This window comes from Moraxella sp. E33BD (genome assembly GCF_041807865.1).
In the GTDB taxonomy this organism is placed as follows: domain Bacteria; phylum Pseudomonadota; class Gammaproteobacteria; order Pseudomonadales; family Moraxellaceae; genus Moraxella; species Moraxella haemolytica.
Genome location: NZ_JBGTZD010000015.1, coordinates 1 through 18506 on the forward strand (window position 1 = coordinate 1; position 18506 = coordinate 18506).

The following is an 18506-nucleotide window of genomic DNA, read 5'->3' on the forward strand; positions in this document are numbered from 1 at the left end:
GCCTGCGACACATCGGTTTGCGTTGCCTGTACTCGCCAGCGATGGCAAGGTAAGTAAGAATGAGGCTTGAAATATTTGTCAATCTCCGTTTTACTTGCTATAATAGCAGGCATATAGTTTAGTGATTGGTGGCAACCACACACAGAACCCACACAAAATCAGATGATTTTTAAAAATATCTATAAAAATCAATGATTTATGTAAAATAATCGGTGGTCGCCATCTCCACCAAATTTCTATATTTTTATATTTTTAATAAAATCAATCACTCAAGTGGTTGATTTTTATTATTATCGGTGATAAATAATGCAGTTCATCAGTGATTGGGTACTTGAGATAATGGACAAATTAGGTCTATTTGGTGTTACTCTCATGATGTTTTTAGAAAATGTTTTCCCGCCCATTCCCAGTGAGCTTATCATGCCTGCCGCAGGATTTGCTGCCGCCATGGGGCAGATGAATATTATTGCTGTCATCATGGCTGGCACGCTAGGCTCGGTACTTGGTGCATTGCCTTTATACTACTTTGGTACAATGCTTGATGAGCATAGATTACACCGACTCACCAAAAAATACGGCAAATACTTTCTTCTTAAGCCCAGTGACATCGTTGACGCACAGGCTTGGTTTGATAAGTATGGCAAATCTGTTATCTTTTTTGGACGAATGATTCCTGCCATTCGCTCACTGATTTCCATTCCCGCAGGCATGGCTCGTATGCCATTACTACCATTTTTGATACTGACTACATTTGGCTCTGCCATTTGGAGTACTATCTTGGCTTATGCAGGCTACGCACTCGGGGCAAATTACGAATTGGTTGAAGAGTTCATCGCTCCCATCAGCACAGCTGTCGTCTCTGTTCTGCTCATCGCCTTTGTTATTATCGTCATCAGACGAGTCAGAAGTGTATTTTTTGATCATAAATGATGAATTTTTTACGACAAATGAGAAAAAATTTGTTATAATAGATGAATTGGAGACGTGGCTGAGTGGTCGAAAGCGCACGCCTGGAAAGTGTGTATACGTTAATAGCGTATCGAGGGTTCGAATCCCTCCGTCTCCGCCAGACTACATTTTTACAGCAAAACCAATCAATAGCAAGCCATATCAAAAACCCCTTGTAGAATAATAGCTACAGGGGGTTTTAATACCTGTGGATTGTATCAAATGATAGCAACAAATAGCAATGATTTGCTTGCAAGCACAAGTTTTTAACAGTAGAATTGACAGTAAACCCAACCTATTTTTTACTGTTTTTATTTTTAGCAGTGAAAATCACGCAAAAAAGGCTTATTTTTATGGCAAGAACCACAAGACCGCTGACTTTACCGAAATGGGCAAGGCAAAACCCAAAGAAAAAGCCTACAAGCTGTATGATGGAGATGGTTTACACCTTGCCATTAGCCCCAAAGGATTAAAAACATGGCGGTTGGCATTTACCTATAACAGTAAAAAAGATACCTATGCCATTGGGCATTATCCAGCCGTTTCAATCGCAGACGCACGCCAAAAAGTTTTAGAAATCAAAGAGCTACTAGCCAAAGACATACACCCAAAAGTTCATCACAAACAAACACAGCGAAACGGTAAAGCCAAGTAGATTTTAACAAGCAGACTTTTAAAAATTTTACTGCCACCTACCTAATCCACCGTAAAGCTGAAGTAGAAAAACGCACCCTAAGAGACAACACCGCCAAAATCCAAAAGTATGTTTATCCCATCATCAGACATCTCACCCTAGATGAAATTACCAAAAGCCATATCAAAGAATTAGCCCAATACATAGAGAACCACAAAAAGACGGCAAGCCACCACGAGAGACGACAAGGCGAACTATTGACCTAGTCAGTCAAATTCTTAAAAAAGTCATCAGAAAAGACATCATCAGCCAAAATGTAGCCAATAGCGTAAAATCAGACTACCCCAAAATCAAAGGGGATAATCACCCCCATGTTGATATTTTTGAGCTACCACGCCTGCTAAATAACATAGACGGCTACCTCACCATCATCACTAGGAAAATAAAATTCCTTGCCTATACTTTTTACAGAACGCAAGAAATGCGTTATGGATTGATAAAATCATACGCCATTAAAACCAAAAATAAACTTTTACCGTTACGATTTACAGCCCCTGCAGTAAAAGGGGTTTTTATTGTTCAAAACCACCGTAACAGTTCACACCACAACCCCTTACGGTATTGCCATAATGGTATATCCACCCCCTAAACTATGCACACCGTATCAATGAACAGCAAAACAAAACAACCACATAATTTAGGAGCTATCGTAAGATATTCAAGCGATATTTAACGCCACTTGAATATCCCCATCAAGTGGATATGGTAAATAGTAGAAAGCGGTTTGTTAGCAAAAAGACGGTTGGTAATTTATTAAAAGAAGCCGAAAGGCAGGTTTACAATAATATAAATAAAAACGGTATGAATAAAAAACGGTCATAAGACCGTTTTTCTAAATAGCTAGTGATAAGCGTTTGCCTAATTTATCAAATGCCAGTGCCAAAGTATCAATTTTGGTCGTATGCGACAAATCCACAAGGCGAGTTACTTTTTGGGGAATAATACCCATTCTTTTGGCAAGTTCAGCTTGACTGACATTTTGGGCAAGCATTTCGTTTAGTAGCAATACTTTTGCCCAAACAGATGGCGGTAAGCTAACCAAATGCTCGCCATCTTGCACTTGACTTGGCATCGGTACAGCTCGGTTGTCTTCAAAATAAAACTCCATTGCCACGGTTAAGGCATCTTTTGCCATCTCTAGAGCTTCTTCCAAAGTATCGCCTTGGCTAATGGCTTCTGGAATATCACGAAAACGCACGAGCAATGTGCCATCATCAGCGGTAAAAGTAGCAGGATAGCACATAGATTTTCTCCATTGGGGGGGGTAAAAATAGGCGGAATTACGACAGTGACAGGGCGTAAACATTTTGCATTTGAAATGGTGAATATTGTTTTTAGTCTATTTGGAGCGATAAAAAATAACACAGATTGATTATAAGAACCAGTAAATTTCATGCTAAAATTTTGCTTACTTTGACTGTTAGCAGTAAAAATGACAGTAAAATGATAAGCAACAAAATTAAAAAGCCTTATAAATAAAGGCTTAAATCCATGTAGTTTGACTGCCTATGTTCTGCCAGACTACATTTTACGGTAAAACCAATCAATAGCAAGCCGTATCAAAAAACCCCTGTAGAATAAGAGCTACAGGGGTTTTATGTTTGATGAATCAAAAAGGGTAATTCGCAAGTATAGGCACAGCTTGTATTGACTAAGCAGGATTAGATTAAGTAGTGAATGACTGGTTAATCAAACACCTTATCTGCTGCTGCCTTAAATCGTGCCACAGTTCCTTCGATGTCCGTCAGCTTATCAAGCCCAAACAGCCCAATGCGAAAACTCTGATAACCCTCGGGTTCACCAACCTGTAGCGGTGTGCCTGCTGCAATCTGCAAACCCTGTTCGGCAAATGCCACGCCTTTATGCACCGCTTCACTTGGTGCATGGCAGACGACCACACCTCGTGCTTGATACTCAGGATGAGCAACACTGTGAATACCTTTATCATTGAGCACTTTTAAGATATCCTTACCCAATTTGATTTGAGCGGATTTTAGGACATCATAACCAACCGCTTTCGCCTCAAAAAGTGCCTCTCTTAACTGTTTAAGTCCATCAGTTGGCATGGTGGCATGATAGGCATGACCCCCATTTTCATAAGCTGTTATGATATTAATCCACGCCTTTAAATCAAGAGAGAAACTGCTTGGTGTGCTATTTAGTGCCATCTCTTTTGCTTGCTTATTCATCATCACAAGTCCGGCACAGGGCGTGCTAGATAAGCCTTTTTGTGGTGCACTGATTAGCACATCAATACCAAGTGCTTTCATGTCAAGCCAAATACAGCCAGAAGCAATGCAGTCAATCACCAAGATACCACCCACCTCATGCACCGCCTCACCTAATGCCTTAATGTACGCATCGGTCAGCATCATGCCAGAGGCCGTCTCAACATGCGGTGCAAACACAACCTGAGGTCTGTTCTCACGAACAAAGGCGGTTACCTCATCAATATTGGCAGGGAAAAATACTGCCTGTGTTGCTTCTGCATGATTGGCACAAAACACCTTGCTTGACCTTGCTACATCCGTCGCCTCCAAAATCTGCGTCCAACGATAGCTAAACCAGCCATTACGGATAATCATGACCTCTTTGTCCTTAGCAAAGGCACGCACCACCGCCTCCATGCCAGAAGTCCCAGAACCTGGCACGATGGCGACCGCATCAGCTTGGTATAGCGATTTTAATTCTGCGGACAAATCTCGCATAACCCCCTGAAATTCCTTAGACATATGATTTAAGGCTCGGTCAGTATAGACTACCGAATACTCCAGCAATCCATCAGGGTCAATATCATTTCTTAAAGCGGGCATCTTGTTCTCCTTGTCAAGAATTTGGACAATCCAATCTTCATCAATGTATCAAGCTTAATCAAAAAAATCAACCACTTGTTTTTACAAATGGTTGAGATTGACCAGTCCAAATTTTCCAATAAGATAGAGTCTCACTCACGATAGGCATGATTTAAGGTATCTGTTATCATCTCTAGCACATCAGGGTCACTGTTTTGAGCAGTATCACGGATTAGTCTTGATGGGGCGTGTGTCAGTGTCTGCGTAAGTGCGTGGGCAAATTGCGTCATCACCTGATGAGCATCATCTCCATCATCTAGGCGAGCTAAGGCGATTTTTAGCAATCTGTCTTTATGTGATTGGGCAATCTGCCGATAATGGGTGATTTGCGTGCGTGCCACCTGCACTTGCATCTGATGTTCAATATCCAGCACCAGCTGACTGACCATCAGCTCAGCCTCTACTGCCGCTTGTTTTCGCTCTTCCAAATTCCCTGCGATGACATGTTGCAAATCATCTACAGAATACAGATAGACATCATCAAGACTGCCCACTTTTGGCTCAATATCACGAGGTACTGCCAAATCCACCATCAACATTGGACGATGACGGCGAGTTTTTAAGGCAACCTTCACCATCTCATGACTGATGAGCGTATCCATACTACCACTACAGCTACTCATCACATCAGCGTGATGTAGATACTCACCGATCTCATTGATGGATACAAGCTGAATCTCTACCGTGCGGCCTGCCGTCCGTGCCATTTCATGTAGCTCATCTGCTAGATTCTTGGCTCGCTCATGGCTACGATTGGCAATAATAATTTTTGCCATGCCTAAAGATGCCACATTGTGTGCCACCAAACGATTCATCTCGCCTGCCGCCACCAGCATAAAGGTTAATTGGTTTGGCTGATCAAAAACCTGCGTTACTAACTTAGCGGTAGCAAAACCAAGCGTAACCGCCTGTGCACCCACTTTTGTATCACGACGCACCGCTCGTGCCGCAGCAAAGACCTGTTGGGTTAGCCAATCAAAACCCTGCCCCATGCCACCATACTCACGAGATAAGGCGACCGCCTGTCTAATTTGCCCCAAAATCTGCGGTTCGCCCAAGATCATCGAGTCTAGCCCTGCTGCCACCCTCAGCCAATGATTTAATGCTCTATTATTTTCATAAACATATAAAAACGGACTGATGTGTTCAAGTGGCAAACCCTTAAAATCTGCCAACCAAGCCTTGATTTTTTGGGTCGCCTCACTGATGGGTGCATCTTCATCATCTATCACCTCTGCACACAGGGCATCACTGGGTAATTTGACATAGATTTCACTGCGGTTGCAGGTAGAAACAATCACCGAACCATCGGTCAATGCTCGTAATTCGGCAATGGCGTGCGACAAATCACGCCCAAACGACAACTTCTCACGAAGTGCCACAGGGGCGGTTTTATGATTGACTCCGATGACGGCTAATTTCATTTTGCTAACTTAAGTTATTGATGGCAATCAAAATGAGGCTAAATTATTTATTATAACAGCTTTTTAAGAATTTGTAACAAGATTGCCTATAATTAAGCACAAAAGCATAAAATTGATCAATTTAAACTTAAATATCGTTCACGCTTGACATATCTCTTGCACTTATTCAAAATCCTTTTATAATAAGTGCAAGAGATAGATAGGCAGTCAGCCTATGATGAAGTGGTTATGAAGCAAAAATTTTGGCAAATTACTTACCCCACCCAACACGGCGGCATTAGGTTGCCTATACCTCGTTTTAGCAAAAAAATTACTCGCCAAAAAACGGTAGCAATAGTCATTTGTCTAAGTCTTGTTGTTTGTGTTGCCAGACCTGCTCAAGCAGGGGTATTTGACCCCCTACTAAAAGTACTACTGCCTTTTTATAAAAAGAACAAAGAACAACAACCACTGCCAAATGACGACGCCCTAGATGAGATGAATGTTGATGTCGGCGATGAGCAGTTCATTGACGATGGCGATGACAGTCATTATCCGCTTATCAATGATGGTTTTTCAGAAATTTTACTAAGCGATGGCTTAACCAACGATTTAAATGTACCTGATTTGCAGGCATTATTAACAGCAGAGTTTGCCGCTGATCGTGGTGATGTGGCAACAGCCCTTGCCATCTACAAGGTGGAGTCTTTTAAACAAAATGCCACCGCCATTTTTGAGCGTGCCTTAAGTCTATCCATTGAATATGAACAGCCTAAAGAGTCGCTCGCCTTTGCCGCCGCTTGGCAATCCCAAAATCCTGACCACATTCCTGCTTGGTTCTATGTAACGCACCTTGCCCTAAAAGCCAAAGCCTACAACCAAGCGGTACAGATGCTTGCAGCAGTACTACAATACGACCCCAGAACAGACTTATCTCAAATCTTTATCAGCATTTTTCCTAACAACCCTACCGACCAAAGAGAGTTGTTTGATGCATTACAATACATTCAAAGCAACAACAGCTCTGTTGCGGCTTTGCGTGCAGGTCTGTTAATGCGTCTTAATGAACACGATGCTGCATTGCTACATATCAACGAATCCCTAAAAAGCGAACCAAACAATCTGGCTTTTATCAATCTAAAACTTGATATTCTAAATACCGCAGGTCGCCTAGACGAACTATGGTCATTCCTACACACCAAGCGACGCACCCTACCCCAAGAAACCTCGCTATATCTATATGAGATCCGCCATCTCATCAATCAAGGCGACCTAAGCAATGCTTGGCGGTTACTGCTTGAAGCCAACAAACACACCCAAAACCCTGATGTCATACTGTTGGCAGGTTTGGTTGGTCTTGATATTGGCGAGTATCGTCATGCCATTGAGATTTTGATACCACTGGTCAAAAATCCTATCTTTTCTAGTCAAGCTCACTATTATCTAGGCATCGGTCATGAGCGACTGGGTGATTTTGTACAAGCCAGACATCATTACGAACGAGTCAAAAATGATGATAATGTACTAGATGCTCGCACCAAAGTGGTTGGCTTTTATCTGCTTGAAAACAATGTCAATGCAGCCATATCAACCTTGATACGCTTAAGAGATGAGTATCAGATGTACGCAGCCGACAGCTACATTCTACAAGCAGAAATTTACCTAAGGCAAGGCAATATCGACACCGCCAAAGACCTACTAAGCACCGCCAATCGTCAATATCCTGATGACGACCGCCTACTTTTTGCCAGTTATCAGCTACTTGAAAATGAGCTTAGCGATGAAGAAAAACGCTTGGCGATGGATAAGTTGGTGCAACTCGATGGCTTTAATCCAAATTATCAACTAGAACAAGCCAAACTCATCTTAAAACAAAATCCTGACGACCAGCAAGCACTCACGACCGTCAAGGCGATTATAGACATTCGTGCCAATGACCCACTATACGATAAAGAATTGCAGTTACAAGCCTTGATTTTATTAAGTGAAAACGCCTTAATTAAGGGTAACTACCATGCCGTCATTGACCATCTGCAAGCACCGTATGAGGTCTCACTTGACCTAAATGCAGGCATATTGCTACTCAGAGCCTATCAGGGGCTTGGCGATGACAACATGGTACAAAAGCTACTCGCCGAACTACAGAATACATACGGCTTCAATCAAGAGTCTGGTACGCCAACCAGTGAACCTGCCATACAAAGCTACTAACCCTAAAACTCATTCATCAAAACACGCCCATCAGCTTTTATCTATTATTTGCCGACTGATTATAGGAATATTCATGCTCTTAACAAAAACAACACTAAAGACAGCCCAAATGGTTATGGCATCATGCCTTCTGACTGTGATGGCAGGCTGTCAAACATTACCAAAAAACACACCAACAACCACAGCCACCATCAACGCCCCCATACAGTTTAATATTACTGGCAAAATTGGTATGATTACCATCTCGGCTGACAACAGCCAGTCGGGCACTGCCTTTTATGCATGGGTACAAGAAGGCGAGCGTTTCGCCATTGATTTGACAGGGGCACTTGGCATTGGTGCAACCACCATCAGCTTTGATGGCAAAACCGCCACATTGCACAACCAACGCATAAGAAGCGTTCATGCAGATTCGCCAGAAGAACTGCTAACTCAAGTTACAGGCTGGCAAGCCCCCATCAGTCAGCTCCCCTATTGGATAGTTGGCAAAACCGCCCCAAGCGATAGCGATCATCAGTACGATGATAAGGGACGGCTTGCTCAAGCAGTCAATAGCGACTGGATAGCAACATTTGAATACAAAGGCAATCTGCCAAATCGTCTGCGTATCACGCACACAGACGGTCATCGCATCATCATGAGTATCATTCATGGCAACTGACATGACCACATTAACTCTATTCTCCCCTGCCAAGATTAACCTTTTTTTACACATCACAGGTCAAAGAGCAGACGGCTATCACAATCTACAAAGCGTGTTTCGCACGCTAGATTTTGGCGATGAGCTGACCTTTCGGCTACACGATGATGACAAACTTGTTCAGCTCATTGGTGGCGAGCATCTGACAGAACGCCTTGATGACAATCTCATAGTCAAGGCAGTACACACATTGGCACAATCCTACCCAAGCCACGCCAAAGCCGTACACATCACACTCAGCAAGCATATCCCCACAGGGGCAGGTCTTGGCGGTGGTTCATCAAACTGTGCAACCACGCTCATCGCCATCAACCAACTTTGGCAACTCAATCTTGACTGCCAAACCCTCATTGATATCGCTGCTACGCTTGGTGCTGATGTGCCATTTTTTATTTTTGCTCATTTTCATCGGACAGATGCCATCGCCACAGGCATTGGCGAACTACTTTCGCCGATTAGCTTACCGACTCGTCAATACCTATTGCTCATGCCTAACATACACCTAGCAACGGCACATTTTTTTAGACACCCTCACCTCATCAAAGATACGCCAATCATGGACGACCTACAACGCCGATACGAACAATTTGATGGACGACTGTCTGACGGTTTTTATAACTGCTTTGAATCCATCGCCATCAATCACAGCCAAACCATCAAACAGGCGATGGACTATCTGCACGCCATCAAAGATACAGATGATGACAAATTTTGTGCCCGCATGACAGGCACGGGCAGTGCGGTATTTTTACCCTTATCCAAGCAGTTGCAATCACAAGCACAACACTTAGTCAGCAACGCCCCTTGTCGTGCCATCATTTGCCAAAGTTTGTACGGCTACTAAACCAAAACACATAAAAAAGCCAACAAGACCACAAACCTAAAAAACTTTTAAAAAAATTTAAATTTTTTTAAAAAAACACTTGCATAATATAAATTATTCGGTATAATTATCCGCCTATATAGGGGCGTCGCCAAGTTGGTAAGGCATCAGGTTTTGATCCTGACATTCGTTGGTTCGAGTCCAGCCGCCTCTGCCATTTTTTACAAGTTTTTAAAAAACTTTTTCTAGGGGTATCGCCAAGTTGGTAAGGCATCAGGTTTTGATCCTGACATTCGTTGGTTCGAGTCCAGCTACCTCTGCCATATTCAGGCCTAGCTTGAGCAATAAAGCCAATTCTTCGGAGTTGGCTTTTTTGTTTATCATCTCAATAATCACACCAAAAAAACCTTTCATTGTTACAAGAAAAATTTAGCAAAACTCTGCAAAATTACCGTAAAAAATGCTAAAATAGACAGCAATCATTCTTTTAGCCTTTTACAGGATTATCATATGTCATATATGGCCATCTTTACAGGTAATGCCAACCCACAGCTTGCCCAGACTGTCGCTGACCACCTACATATCCCTTTGAACAAAGCGGACATTACTCGCTTTTCTGATGGAGAAATCGCCATCGAAATCAAGGAAAATGTTCGTGGCAAAGATGTTTTTATTCTACAGCCGACCTGCGTCCCAACCAATGACAACCTGATGGAAGTGGTTTTGCTTGCCGATGCCCTTCGCCGTTCTAGTGCAGGTCGTATCACTGCCGTGATTCCTTATTTTGGTTATGCACGCCAAGACCGCCGACCTCGTTCAGCTCGTGTGCCAATTTCTGCTAAGGTTGTGGCGGATATGCTATCCATCTCTGGCATTGACCGTGTGATGGTTGTTGATTTGCACGCCGACCAAATCCAAGGCTTCTTTGACATTCCTGTTGATAATCTGTACGGCACTCCTGTTCTATTAAGCGACCTAAAACAACAAAACTACGACAACCTAATGGTTGTCTCACCTGATGTAGGTGGTGTGGTGCGTGCTCGTGCTATGGCAAAACTGCTAGGCGATGCCGACCTTGCTATTATTGACAAACGCCGTGCTCGTGCCAACGAATCCCAAGTCATGCACATCATCGGCGATGTCAGTGGTCGTGATTGTGTCATTATTGATGACATCGTTGATACCGCAGGCACACTGTGCAAAGCAGCCCAAGCCCTAAAAGACAATGGTGCTCGCCGTGTGGTTGGCTACATCACCCACCCTGTACTATCAGGCAAAGCGATTGATAATATTAGCAACTCTGCTCTTGATGAGATTGTTGTTACCGACACCATTCCTCTGTCAGAGTCAGCCAAAGCCTGTTCAAAAATTCGTCAAGTCAGTATCGCCTCGTTACTGGCTGAAAGTCTACGCCGTATCAATAACGAAGAGTCTATCAGTGCATTGTTTGATTACAACGCTTAATCCATCAGACTTTCTATCAAAAACCCATCTGATGATGGGTTTTTTAGTCTCTTGTTTTGATGATTGTTTCGCACACATCAGCTTCTAACTGACCTAGCATGAATCTAGCGACCATAAAAAATACCGCAATGACAACTGCGGTATTTTTTAACGGCTTGCTTAGATTATTTTAGCATTCTTTGCATTTGCTCAAAACGAGAAGTGATTTCAGCTTTTGGTGGAGCAGTCATCAGACTAACTACCACAGTCGCAATCGCACTAAACACAAAGCCTGGCATGATAGAGTAGATGGCATCATTGGCAGGCTTACCACCAATCTCAAAGCCACCATACACCCATACAATCACGGTCAAAGCACCGACTATCATGCCTGCCAATGCACCATGACGGTTCATGCGTTTCCACATCAAGCTAAACAACACCAACGGACCAAATGCCGCACCAAAGCCCGCCCAAGCGTGTGATACCAACTCAAGCACCGAGCTGTTCTTATCACCTGCAATGAAAATAGCCACCAATGCCACGATGACGACTGACAGACGACCAATCATCACTTGGTTGGCTTCTGATGCTTCTTTATTTAAGAATAGCTTATACACATCACGAGTCAAAGAGCTAGATACCACAAGCAACTGACTTGAGATAGTACTCATAATAGCGGCCAAAATCGCTGCCATCAGAAAGCCTGAAATAAGGGGGTGAAATAAGATTTGTGAGAACACAAGGAAAATAGTCTCTGCGTCGTCCAACTGCATGCCTTTATTGTGAACATATACCATGCCAGACAAACCAACCATCAACGCCCCCATCAGGCTTAGAATCATCCAACCCATGCCAATGGTGCATGCCACAGGCACATCTTTATGTGAGCGAAGTGCCATAAAACGCACAATGATGTGTGGCTGACCAAAATAGCCCAAACCCCAAGCCGCTAACGAAATCGCACCCATAACCGTAACACCACTCATGATATTAAAAAGCTCAGGGTTTATTGATTGTGCCACGCTGACGCTGTTTGAGATACCACCCACTTCATTAAATGCCACAAAAGGCACAAGCAACATGGCAATTAGCATGATGACACCTTGCACAAAGTCTGTCAAAGAGACTGCCAAGAAACCACCAAATAGTGTATAAGCCACAACCACGCCTGCCGTTACCCACAGACCCAATTCATACGACAGACCCAGTGAGTTCTCAAACAGCTTGCCACCACCAACCAAGCTCGCCGCTGTATAGACAGTAAAGAACAAAATTACCACCAATGCCGACATTAGACGCAGTGCGTGCGATGAATCCTCAAAACGATTGGCAAAAAAATCAGGTAGAGTAATCGCATTGTCCGCAAGCTCAGTATAAACACGCAAGCGTGGAGCAACAAGCAGATAATTGACAAATGCACCGATGGTCAAACCACCTGCAATCCAAAAACTAACAATACCTGACGCATACATATATCCTGGTAAACCAAGCAACAGCCAACCTGACATATCAGAAGCACCTGCTGATAGTGCCGCCACAGCAGGACTTAGGTTACGACCGCCAAGCATATAGCCTTCAACATCGTTTCTTTGTTTAAAATAGGCATAAACTCCAATGGCTATCATCAAAATGAAATAAGCCGCCAATGAAATCCACATACCAGTAGCCACATGAGCCATGGCACACTCCTTTTATATATAAAGCAAGAATTAAATAAATTAATGAATAATAAAACAGTTTTTACACATCATTGTCAGCCATTATGAGATTAACAATCAAACAGATGAACAATTTGACAACAATGCCATTGTAACAAACCAGCATATTATATAACAAAAAACCATCAAAGTTATTACTTTAAATGAGATATTTTCTCAATAATCCTAAGTAATCATTAAAATATTGCACTTTTTATCATCAAAATATCAATCAAGCACAATTTTCTTTGCCAATGAAGTAATTTTTTAGTATAATAGCTTGCTAATTTTCAAGACCTGCCAAATGATTGGCTCTTTTGAGAATGGCTGGACTGGTCGCAAGTCCAATTTTATTCATCTATTTCCCATTAAGGAATCATCATGAGCTATACTCTAAACGCCATCGTGCGTTCTGACGAACAGCAGGGTAAAGGTGCGAGCCGCCGCCTGCGTAAAACAAACCTTATTCCTGCCATCATCTATGGCGGTGAAGGCGAGCCAGTTTCTATCTGTGTAAAAAACAACGAATTGGTAAAAGCACTATCAGAAGAAGCATTCTTCTCAAGCATCATCAGCATCAATCTAGATGGTGCTAAACAAGAAGTAATCATCAAAGCACTACAACGCCATCCATCAAAAGGCTTCCCACTACACGCTGACTTCCAACGCATCGTTCGTGGTCAAGAAATGAACTTTAGCGTTCCTATGCGTGTTATCAACGAAGAGACTTCAGTGGGCAAAAAAGCAGGTGGCGTACTAACCCAAATCGCAACCGACATTCAAATCGCTTGCCTACCACGCAACCTACCAGAATTCATCGAAGTTGATGTGGCAGCACTAGAAGTTGGTGACAACATTCGCCTAGGTGATGTAAAACTTCCAGAAGGTGCAACCCTAGTCGTTAACGATGACAGCGAACTAGAAAACACCATCATCAGTATGCAAGCACCAACTGTAGAAACAACTGAAGCTACAGAAGCACCTGTTGCTGACGAGGCAATCTCTGAAGAATAATCATTATTTTTCTAAAAAACCAGCAACAATTGCTGGTTTTTTTATATGGAAGATAGATTTATATTCTAAGAAAAATTGACTATAATAACCGCTTATTTTTTATTTACAGCCAACTTATGACCATCAAACTTATCGTAGGGCTAGGAAATCCTGGCAACGAATATAAAGACACCCGCCACAACACAGGCTTTTGGCTTGTGGATAGAATATCAGATGCTTTTAATATCAGTCTAAGCCATGACAAAAAATTCCACGGAGATATCGGTCGTGGCATGATTTTTGGGCAAGAGATACGCCTACTAAAGCCAAGTACTTTCATGAACCGTTCAGGTCTTGCGGTCGCAACTTTGGCAAAATTTTATAACATTCATGCTAGCGAGATTCTCATCGCTCATGACGAGCTTGATATTCAAGCAGGTGCGATTCGCCTAAAGACTGGCGGTGGTCATGGTGGGCACAACGGTCTAAAAGATATCGTGCCACACATCGGCACTGATTGCCACCGCCTACGCATTGGTATCGGACACCCAGGTCATGCCAGTAAAGTCAGTGGCTGGGTACTATCCAAGCCAAGTGCTGATGATTTTATCGCCATTGATAAAGCACTTGACTGCGTCATGTCAAACTTAGCTTTGATTATGTCAGGTGAGCTAGATAAAGCCAGAAACACCATCAACGGATTTAAACTTGGCTAGTTTTTGCCTGCTGTATCATTGGTTGATATTTTTATTAATTATCGGAATCTTTATGTTGCTCTTTTTATCAGCGGTTGCTGTTGGTTTGGTATTACTCATATTTAGTGCTGATGCGTTTATTGACGGTGCTGTTGGTATTGCCACCAAATACCATGTACCCAAAATACTCATTGGTACTCTTATCATCGGTGTGGGTACATCAGCCCCTGAGATGGTCGTATCGGCATTGTCGGCACTGGCAGGCAGTCCTGGTATTGCTTTGGGCAATGCCTACGGTTCAAATATCGTCAACATCACCCTTGTACTTGGCATAACCGCACTCATCGCCCCCATCGTCATTCAAAAAGACGCCTTAAAAGCTGACTTTCCTTGGCTCATCGGCGTAACCGCGCTGACCGTCATACTCATGATAGATGGACATCTTGGCAGGCTAGACGCCATCATCTTACTGATGGTACTGCTCGCCAATATCGCCACCCAAATCCATCTCACCAAAACGCATACCAAAGCCATCACAGAAAACTCATTACCAACCACCCATAAAGAGATAGAACCAAAAGAAGATAACGAGCTACCAAGTCCAGACGAGATACACATCGGCAAATCACTTATTGGACTCATCATTGGTTTGGTTGTGATGATTGCAAGCTCACGCTTGGTTGTCTGGGGGTCGGTAGAGTTGGCAAGACTTTGGGGCTTATCAGATCTCATCATTGGACTGACCATTGTCGCTATTGGCACTAGCCTGCCTGAGCTTGTCTCATCTGTCATCGCTGCTCGCCGTGACGAATTTGATTTGGCATTCGGTAATGTACTTGGCTCAAACATCTTTAATACCCTTGCGGTCGTGGGCATTGCTGCCGCCATTGAACCGATGGCAGTGAATGCCGAGATTCTAAACCGTGATATTTTGGTCATGTCCGCATTGACAATCGCTTTATTTTTACTAAGCGTCCTTGCTCTAAAAGGCAATGGCAAAATCGGTCGTGGTGTTGGAATCGGCTTTATTACCTGTTTTATTGGTTATAGCGTATGGCTTGTCATTAGTGCAACCGCTTAGTCTAATCTGCACATCAATCCAATCAAAAACTATAAGCAAAGTCGCCCCAATTCTTTAGCAAGAATGGCGCACCCATTAGTCCCAAGCATCTCATAATAAAGCCAGTTTTTCACGCCAGAAATCTGGCTTATTTTGTGTCAGCTCATCAAAAAACACCACCATCAACAAAAATGGGTAAAACTTCGCCATTACCTACAGTAAAGTTACTCAATGTTATTTAGTATTAAAAAAACAGATTTTTATTATCAATTATTTAAATTTATTGCTTGATTTTTGAATTTTGTCATGCTAACCTAGCCAAACCAAACATTCTTGTATCAATTGATTGCAAAATTGATACCATTGGTAATATTGTCTTAAAGTCTTTCTTCTGCCATGCCTATTGAGTATCAAATAGACACCGCCAAGATTGATTTATTTGTTAAGGAGAACTGCATTCTTATGCTTAAGATGACCCCCCCCTCTAGGTTTAAATCTACCATCAAATTCTTACCTCTTTCCATGTTGGCAGCATTAGCAATGCCCGCTCATAGTTTATGGGTTAGTACACCCAATGTTAGAGATGGCTTAAAGTTATATGTCGGTGGTAATGTCAGTCCTACAATCGGCACCACTTCTAATAAATTCCGCTACACCATGGCAGACCCTGCTATTTATGGTCCTGAAGGCACACTAGAACAAGTGCTGGCAGACCAAGACCGTCAAGACGCTGACCGACGCCTAAGAGCAGAAGGCACAGACGATGCAGCTATCGAACTATATGTCAACCAAGTGCTTACCAAAGGACTGTCTCTAAATGGTTCTACATACCTAAGCTACAACAAAAATTCCAGCACTAACTATGGTGCTCTATGGGGTTTATCACTTGACTTTGGTTCTTCTGGTGATCTTGGTCGTGTTACCGTTGGTGATGGTTGGACACGCCTACCCGTTAAACAAACAGATGTGGACAACATTATCCAAAATAGAGGTAAAAATATCTTTGTACGCTATACCGGTATTCCTGACTTGACGCTAGCTGGTTATCATATGTTTTCTGCATCAAACGATGTGAATGACCCTGCTGCATACGGTCTGCACAAAAGCAATGGTGTTTCGGCAGATTACCAATTTGATTTTGGTGCCAGAAAAAACCTAACTCTTGCAGCAGGCTATACCAGAAGCGAAGGGAACAAGAACCCTCGCTATGTTGATGATGTCGCCAAAGGCAAGTCTTATCTTGTGGGCGCCAATCTACAACATAACAACCTAAAACTTGGTTTAGACTACGGTCAAAGAGAAAACACCTATAACGGTGCATGGTGGGATACACTAAAGACTGAAGTTTATGGTATAAAAGCAACTTATGAGATCACTCCACGCCTAACAGGTACACTAAGTTATGCTCATAAGACAGACAGCAACAGTAAGCCTGTTAGTCTTCAGACATTAGTTGCCCAAAGAAGTGTTGAATCTTCTTTCTTTGAGAAAGTAAAACAAGATCGCTATCTTGCCAAACTTAATTACCAACTTTACAAAAATATCAGTCTAAATGGTGAGATTTCAAACACTCGAACCAAAAATTATGTAACAGAGGGCGAATTTAGCAGACGCGACAGATTATCCGCCTCTCTTGGTGCTTCTTTTTCATTTTAATTTTTAAAGGATTTTTTATATGAATACTCAAGCCACTTTTCGTTTAACCAAACTTGCTCTTATGGTGAGTGTTGTTGGTATCAGTATGAGCAGCCAGGCAGTCTACAACCTATACACTAAAGACGGTCTTAGCCTAGACATCAATGGTCAGGTTGACATGCAAGCCACCAAAAAAGACGCCAAACACAAAATTTTAAAAGATGATGGCACCGATTGGATTACTAATGGCACCCGTCCTTATGCAAACCCAATTTCAGTACCTAGCGAAAAAGATGCAACAGATAGAAAAACTCGCTTAGGACAAAATCACGGTGTGTCTTATGTTGAGTTCCGTGCTTCTCAACAGCTACCAAATGACTGGCGTGCAACTGCCAACATCGGCTTAGGTTATAGCGATGCTCGCAACATGTACCTATCTAACTCAAGCCTGTCAATAGACAAAAAAAGCATCGGTGCCATCAGTCTGGGTCGTCAGTATCTACACACCAACTATGTCAACCGCACTGGTACTGACACTCCACTGGATATTTTTAGCAGTTCAGCACTTCGCCTAGACTACTATGGTCAAAAAGGATTGCACACCAGTGCTTATTATAGCTTCACCGGCATCAATGATGTGCGTAAAGATGACAACTCTGGCATCAAATCAGGCTATGGTGCCTCTTTAAGCTATCGTTTACCTGTTGATGCTGGTCAAAGCGTTCGCTTCGGTCTGGGCTATAGCCAAAATACAGCCAACCCAGCAATCGTTAATACCACTCTCGATAACATCGATTATCGTTGGGTGCACAATTCTCTTAATCAGTATGCCGCCAAAACTCAAGGTATTGCTGGTTCTATTGAGTATCAAGCAGGCAAATTCTTGGTTGCTGCCGATGTTGGTCGCAAAGAAGAAAAATATTCAAAAGATACAAGAGCAACTCTTGACACCAAAACCACTGATTATTTGGGTGCAAAAATTGCTTATGACATCAACCCTGTCTTCCAAGTCAGCGGTGGCTATGGCATCAAAAAAGCCAGTACTAATCTGAAAAAAGGTGCTGAGCCTCTTTCAACCACTGAGCTTGGATATTCTTATGTAGATGGCGATGAAATACACCTATTTGATACAGCAAGAGCCAAAGAAGGCTATGTTCAATTAGACTACCGTATTCGTCCAAATGTGCGTCTATACACTCGCTATGATGTAGAAGAAACTACTTATAAAGTAGCAAAAGAAGACATCAGCAAGCTTTCTGATAAGAATGTTCGTGCAGGTTTTGTTTTCACATTCTAACCAAGGCAAAGGACATGATCATCTGGCATATCCAATATGTCTGATGATCATT

Annotated in this window: 15 protein-coding genes, 3 tRNA genes and 1 pseudogene; 15 read left to right on the forward strand and 4 right to left on the reverse strand. The window is 42.6% G+C overall.

Going from position 1 to position 18506, the window contains the following annotated elements; all coding sequences use genetic code 11:
* Nucleotides 1-306 precede the first annotated feature (306 nt).
* The 4 genes and pseudogenes from ACERC6_RS09170 to ACERC6_RS09185 form a co-directional block, all read left to right on the forward strand.
* Nucleotides 307-930 (forward strand): DedA family protein, encoded by a 624-nt coding sequence (locus ACERC6_RS09170; RefSeq protein ID WP_373628809.1) that lies wholly within the window; start codon nt 307-309, stop codon nt 928-930.
* A gap of 48 nt (nt 931-978) precedes the next feature.
* A tRNA-Ser gene (locus tag ACERC6_RS09175) sits at nt 979-1069 on the forward strand.
* A 129-nt stretch (nt 1070-1198) separates the two neighbouring features.
* A complete protein-coding gene (locus ACERC6_RS09180) occupies nt 1199-1603 on the forward strand; it encodes an Arm DNA-binding domain-containing protein (protein ID WP_373628810.1) in 405 nt (134 codons plus the stop codon).
* 26 nt (nt 1604-1629) lie between these two features.
* Nucleotides 1630-1848 (forward strand): annotated as a pseudogene (locus ACERC6_RS09185) (hypothetical protein); the annotation flags it as partial.
* A gap of 626 nt (nt 1849-2474) precedes the next feature.
* Here ACERC6_RS09185 and ACERC6_RS09190 read toward each other — a convergent pair.
* The 3 genes from ACERC6_RS09190 to hemA form a co-directional block, all read right to left on the reverse strand.
* Nucleotides 2475-2885 (reverse strand): type II toxin-antitoxin system HicB family antitoxin, encoded by a 411-nt coding sequence (locus ACERC6_RS09190; RefSeq protein ID WP_373628811.1) that lies wholly within the window; start codon nt 2883-2885, stop codon nt 2475-2477.
* A 442-nt stretch (nt 2886-3327) separates the two neighbouring features.
* Nucleotides 3328-4455, reverse strand: a complete 1128-nt coding sequence (locus ACERC6_RS09195; protein WP_373628812.1) for an aminotransferase class V-fold PLP-dependent enzyme — start codon at nt 4453-4455, stop codon at nt 3328-3330.
* A 131-nt stretch (nt 4456-4586) separates the two neighbouring features.
* Nucleotides 4587-5918: a glutamyl-tRNA reductase gene (gene hemA / locus ACERC6_RS09200; RefSeq protein ID WP_284673418.1), complete on the reverse strand. Its 1332-nt coding sequence runs from the start codon at nt 5916-5918 to the stop codon at nt 4587-4589.
* Nucleotides 5919-6146: 228 nt separating this feature from the next.
* Here hemA and ACERC6_RS09205 point away from each other — a divergent pair, with 228 nt between their 5' ends.
* The 6 genes from ACERC6_RS09205 to ACERC6_RS09230 all read left to right on the forward strand — a co-directional run bounded on the left by ACERC6_RS09205 (nt 6147) and on the right by ACERC6_RS09230 (nt 11095).
* Complete coding sequence (locus ACERC6_RS09205) at nt 6147-8108, forward strand: tetratricopeptide repeat protein (protein WP_373628813.1); 1962 nt, start codon at nt 6147-6149, stop codon at nt 8106-8108.
* 73 nt (nt 8109-8181) lie between these two features.
* The gene (locus tag ACERC6_RS09210; RefSeq protein WP_373628814.1) at nt 8182-8769 is read left to right on the forward strand and encodes a lipoprotein insertase outer membrane protein LolB; all 588 of its coding nucleotides are present in this window, start codon (nt 8182-8184) and stop codon (nt 8767-8769) included.
* Nucleotide 8770: 1 nt separating this feature from the next.
* On the forward strand, nt 8771-9652 hold the full coding sequence (gene ispE, locus ACERC6_RS09215; protein ID WP_373628815.1) for a 4-(cytidine 5'-diphospho)-2-C-methyl-D-erythritol kinase: 882 nt from the start codon (nt 8771-8773) through the stop codon (nt 9650-9652).
* 120 nt (nt 9653-9772) lie between these two features.
* Nucleotides 9773-9848, forward strand: a tRNA-Gln gene (locus ACERC6_RS09220).
* 30 nt (nt 9849-9878) lie between these two features.
* Nucleotides 9879-9954: transfer RNA gene (locus tag ACERC6_RS09225), tRNA-Gln, on the forward strand.
* A 187-nt stretch (nt 9955-10141) separates the two neighbouring features.
* Complete coding sequence (locus ACERC6_RS09230) at nt 10142-11095, forward strand: ribose-phosphate pyrophosphokinase (RefSeq protein WP_284673422.1); 954 nt, start codon at nt 10142-10144, stop codon at nt 11093-11095.
* Nucleotides 11096-11259: 164 nt separating this feature from the next.
* On the opposite strand, the gene putP is transcribed toward ACERC6_RS09230, so the two are convergent.
* A complete protein-coding gene (gene putP / locus ACERC6_RS09235; protein WP_284673423.1) occupies nt 11260-12756 on the reverse strand; it encodes a sodium/proline symporter PutP in 1497 nt (498 codons plus the stop codon).
* A gap of 396 nt (nt 12757-13152) precedes the next feature.
* On the opposite strand from putP, the gene ACERC6_RS09240 reads away from it, so the two are divergent.
* The 5 genes from ACERC6_RS09240 to ACERC6_RS09260 all read left to right on the forward strand — a co-directional run bounded on the left by ACERC6_RS09240 (nt 13153) and on the right by ACERC6_RS09260 (nt 18454).
* Nucleotides 13153-13788, forward strand: coding sequence for a 50S ribosomal protein L25/general stress protein Ctc (locus tag ACERC6_RS09240; RefSeq protein WP_373628827.1), 636 nt, complete (start codon nt 13153-13155; stop codon nt 13786-13788).
* 116 nt (nt 13789-13904) lie between these two features.
* Nucleotides 13905-14483, forward strand: coding sequence for an aminoacyl-tRNA hydrolase (gene pth, locus ACERC6_RS09245; protein WP_373628816.1), 579 nt, complete (start codon nt 13905-13907; stop codon nt 14481-14483).
* A 52-nt stretch (nt 14484-14535) separates the two neighbouring features.
* Nucleotides 14536-15543: a calcium/sodium antiporter gene (locus tag ACERC6_RS09250; RefSeq protein ID WP_373628817.1), complete on the forward strand. Its 1008-nt coding sequence runs from the start codon at nt 14536-14538 to the stop codon at nt 15541-15543.
* A 519-nt stretch (nt 15544-16062) separates the two neighbouring features.
* Nucleotides 16063-17178 carry a hypothetical protein gene (locus ACERC6_RS09255; protein WP_373628818.1) on the forward strand — a complete coding sequence of 372 codons (1116 nt, stop codon included), beginning with the start codon at nt 16063-16065 and terminating at the stop codon, nt 17176-17178.
* 19 nt (nt 17179-17197) lie between these two features.
* Nucleotides 17198-18454, forward strand: a complete 1257-nt coding sequence (locus ACERC6_RS09260) for a porin (protein ID WP_373628819.1) — start codon at nt 17198-17200, stop codon at nt 18452-18454.
* Nucleotides 18455-18506 lie beyond the last annotated feature (52 nt).

What these genes read in the sequence shown, in the direction of transcription:
- ACERC6_RS09170 (WP_373628809.1), top strand. Translation starts at nt 307, where the DNA reads ATGCAGTTCATCAGTGATTGGGTACTTGAGATAATGGACAAATTAGGT.
- ACERC6_RS09190 (WP_373628811.1), bottom strand. Translation starts at nt 2,885, where the DNA reads ATGTGCTATCCTGCTACTTTTACCGCTGATGATGGCACATTGCTCGTG.
- ACERC6_RS09195 (WP_373628812.1), bottom strand. Translation starts at nt 4,455, where the DNA reads ATGCCCGCTTTAAGAAATGATATTGACCCTGATGGATTGCTGGAGTAT.
- hemA (WP_284673418.1), bottom strand. Translation starts at nt 5,918, where the DNA reads ATGAAATTAGCCGTCATCGGAGTCAATCATAAAACCGCCCCTGTGGCA.
- ACERC6_RS09205 (WP_373628813.1), top strand. Translation starts at nt 6,147, where the DNA reads ATGAAGCAAAAATTTTGGCAAATTACTTACCCCACCCAACACGGCGGC.
- ACERC6_RS09210 (WP_373628814.1), top strand. Translation starts at nt 8,182, where the DNA reads ATGCTCTTAACAAAAACAACACTAAAGACAGCCCAAATGGTTATGGCA.
- ispE (WP_373628815.1), top strand. Translation starts at nt 8,771, where the DNA reads ATGACCACATTAACTCTATTCTCCCCTGCCAAGATTAACCTTTTTTTA.
- ACERC6_RS09230 (WP_284673422.1), top strand. Translation starts at nt 10,142, where the DNA reads ATGTCATATATGGCCATCTTTACAGGTAATGCCAACCCACAGCTTGCC.
- putP (WP_284673423.1), bottom strand. Translation starts at nt 12,756, where the DNA reads ATGGCTCATGTGGCTACTGGTATGTGGATTTCATTGGCGGCTTATTTC.
- pth (WP_373628816.1), top strand. Translation starts at nt 13,905, where the DNA reads ATGACCATCAAACTTATCGTAGGGCTAGGAAATCCTGGCAACGAATAT.
- ACERC6_RS09250 (WP_373628817.1), top strand. Translation starts at nt 14,536, where the DNA reads ATGTTGCTCTTTTTATCAGCGGTTGCTGTTGGTTTGGTATTACTCATA.
- ACERC6_RS09255 (WP_373628818.1), top strand. Translation starts at nt 16,063, where the DNA reads ATGCCCGCTCATAGTTTATGGGTTAGTACACCCAATGTTAGAGATGGC.
- ACERC6_RS09260 (WP_373628819.1), top strand. Translation starts at nt 17,198, where the DNA reads ATGAATACTCAAGCCACTTTTCGTTTAACCAAACTTGCTCTTATGGTG.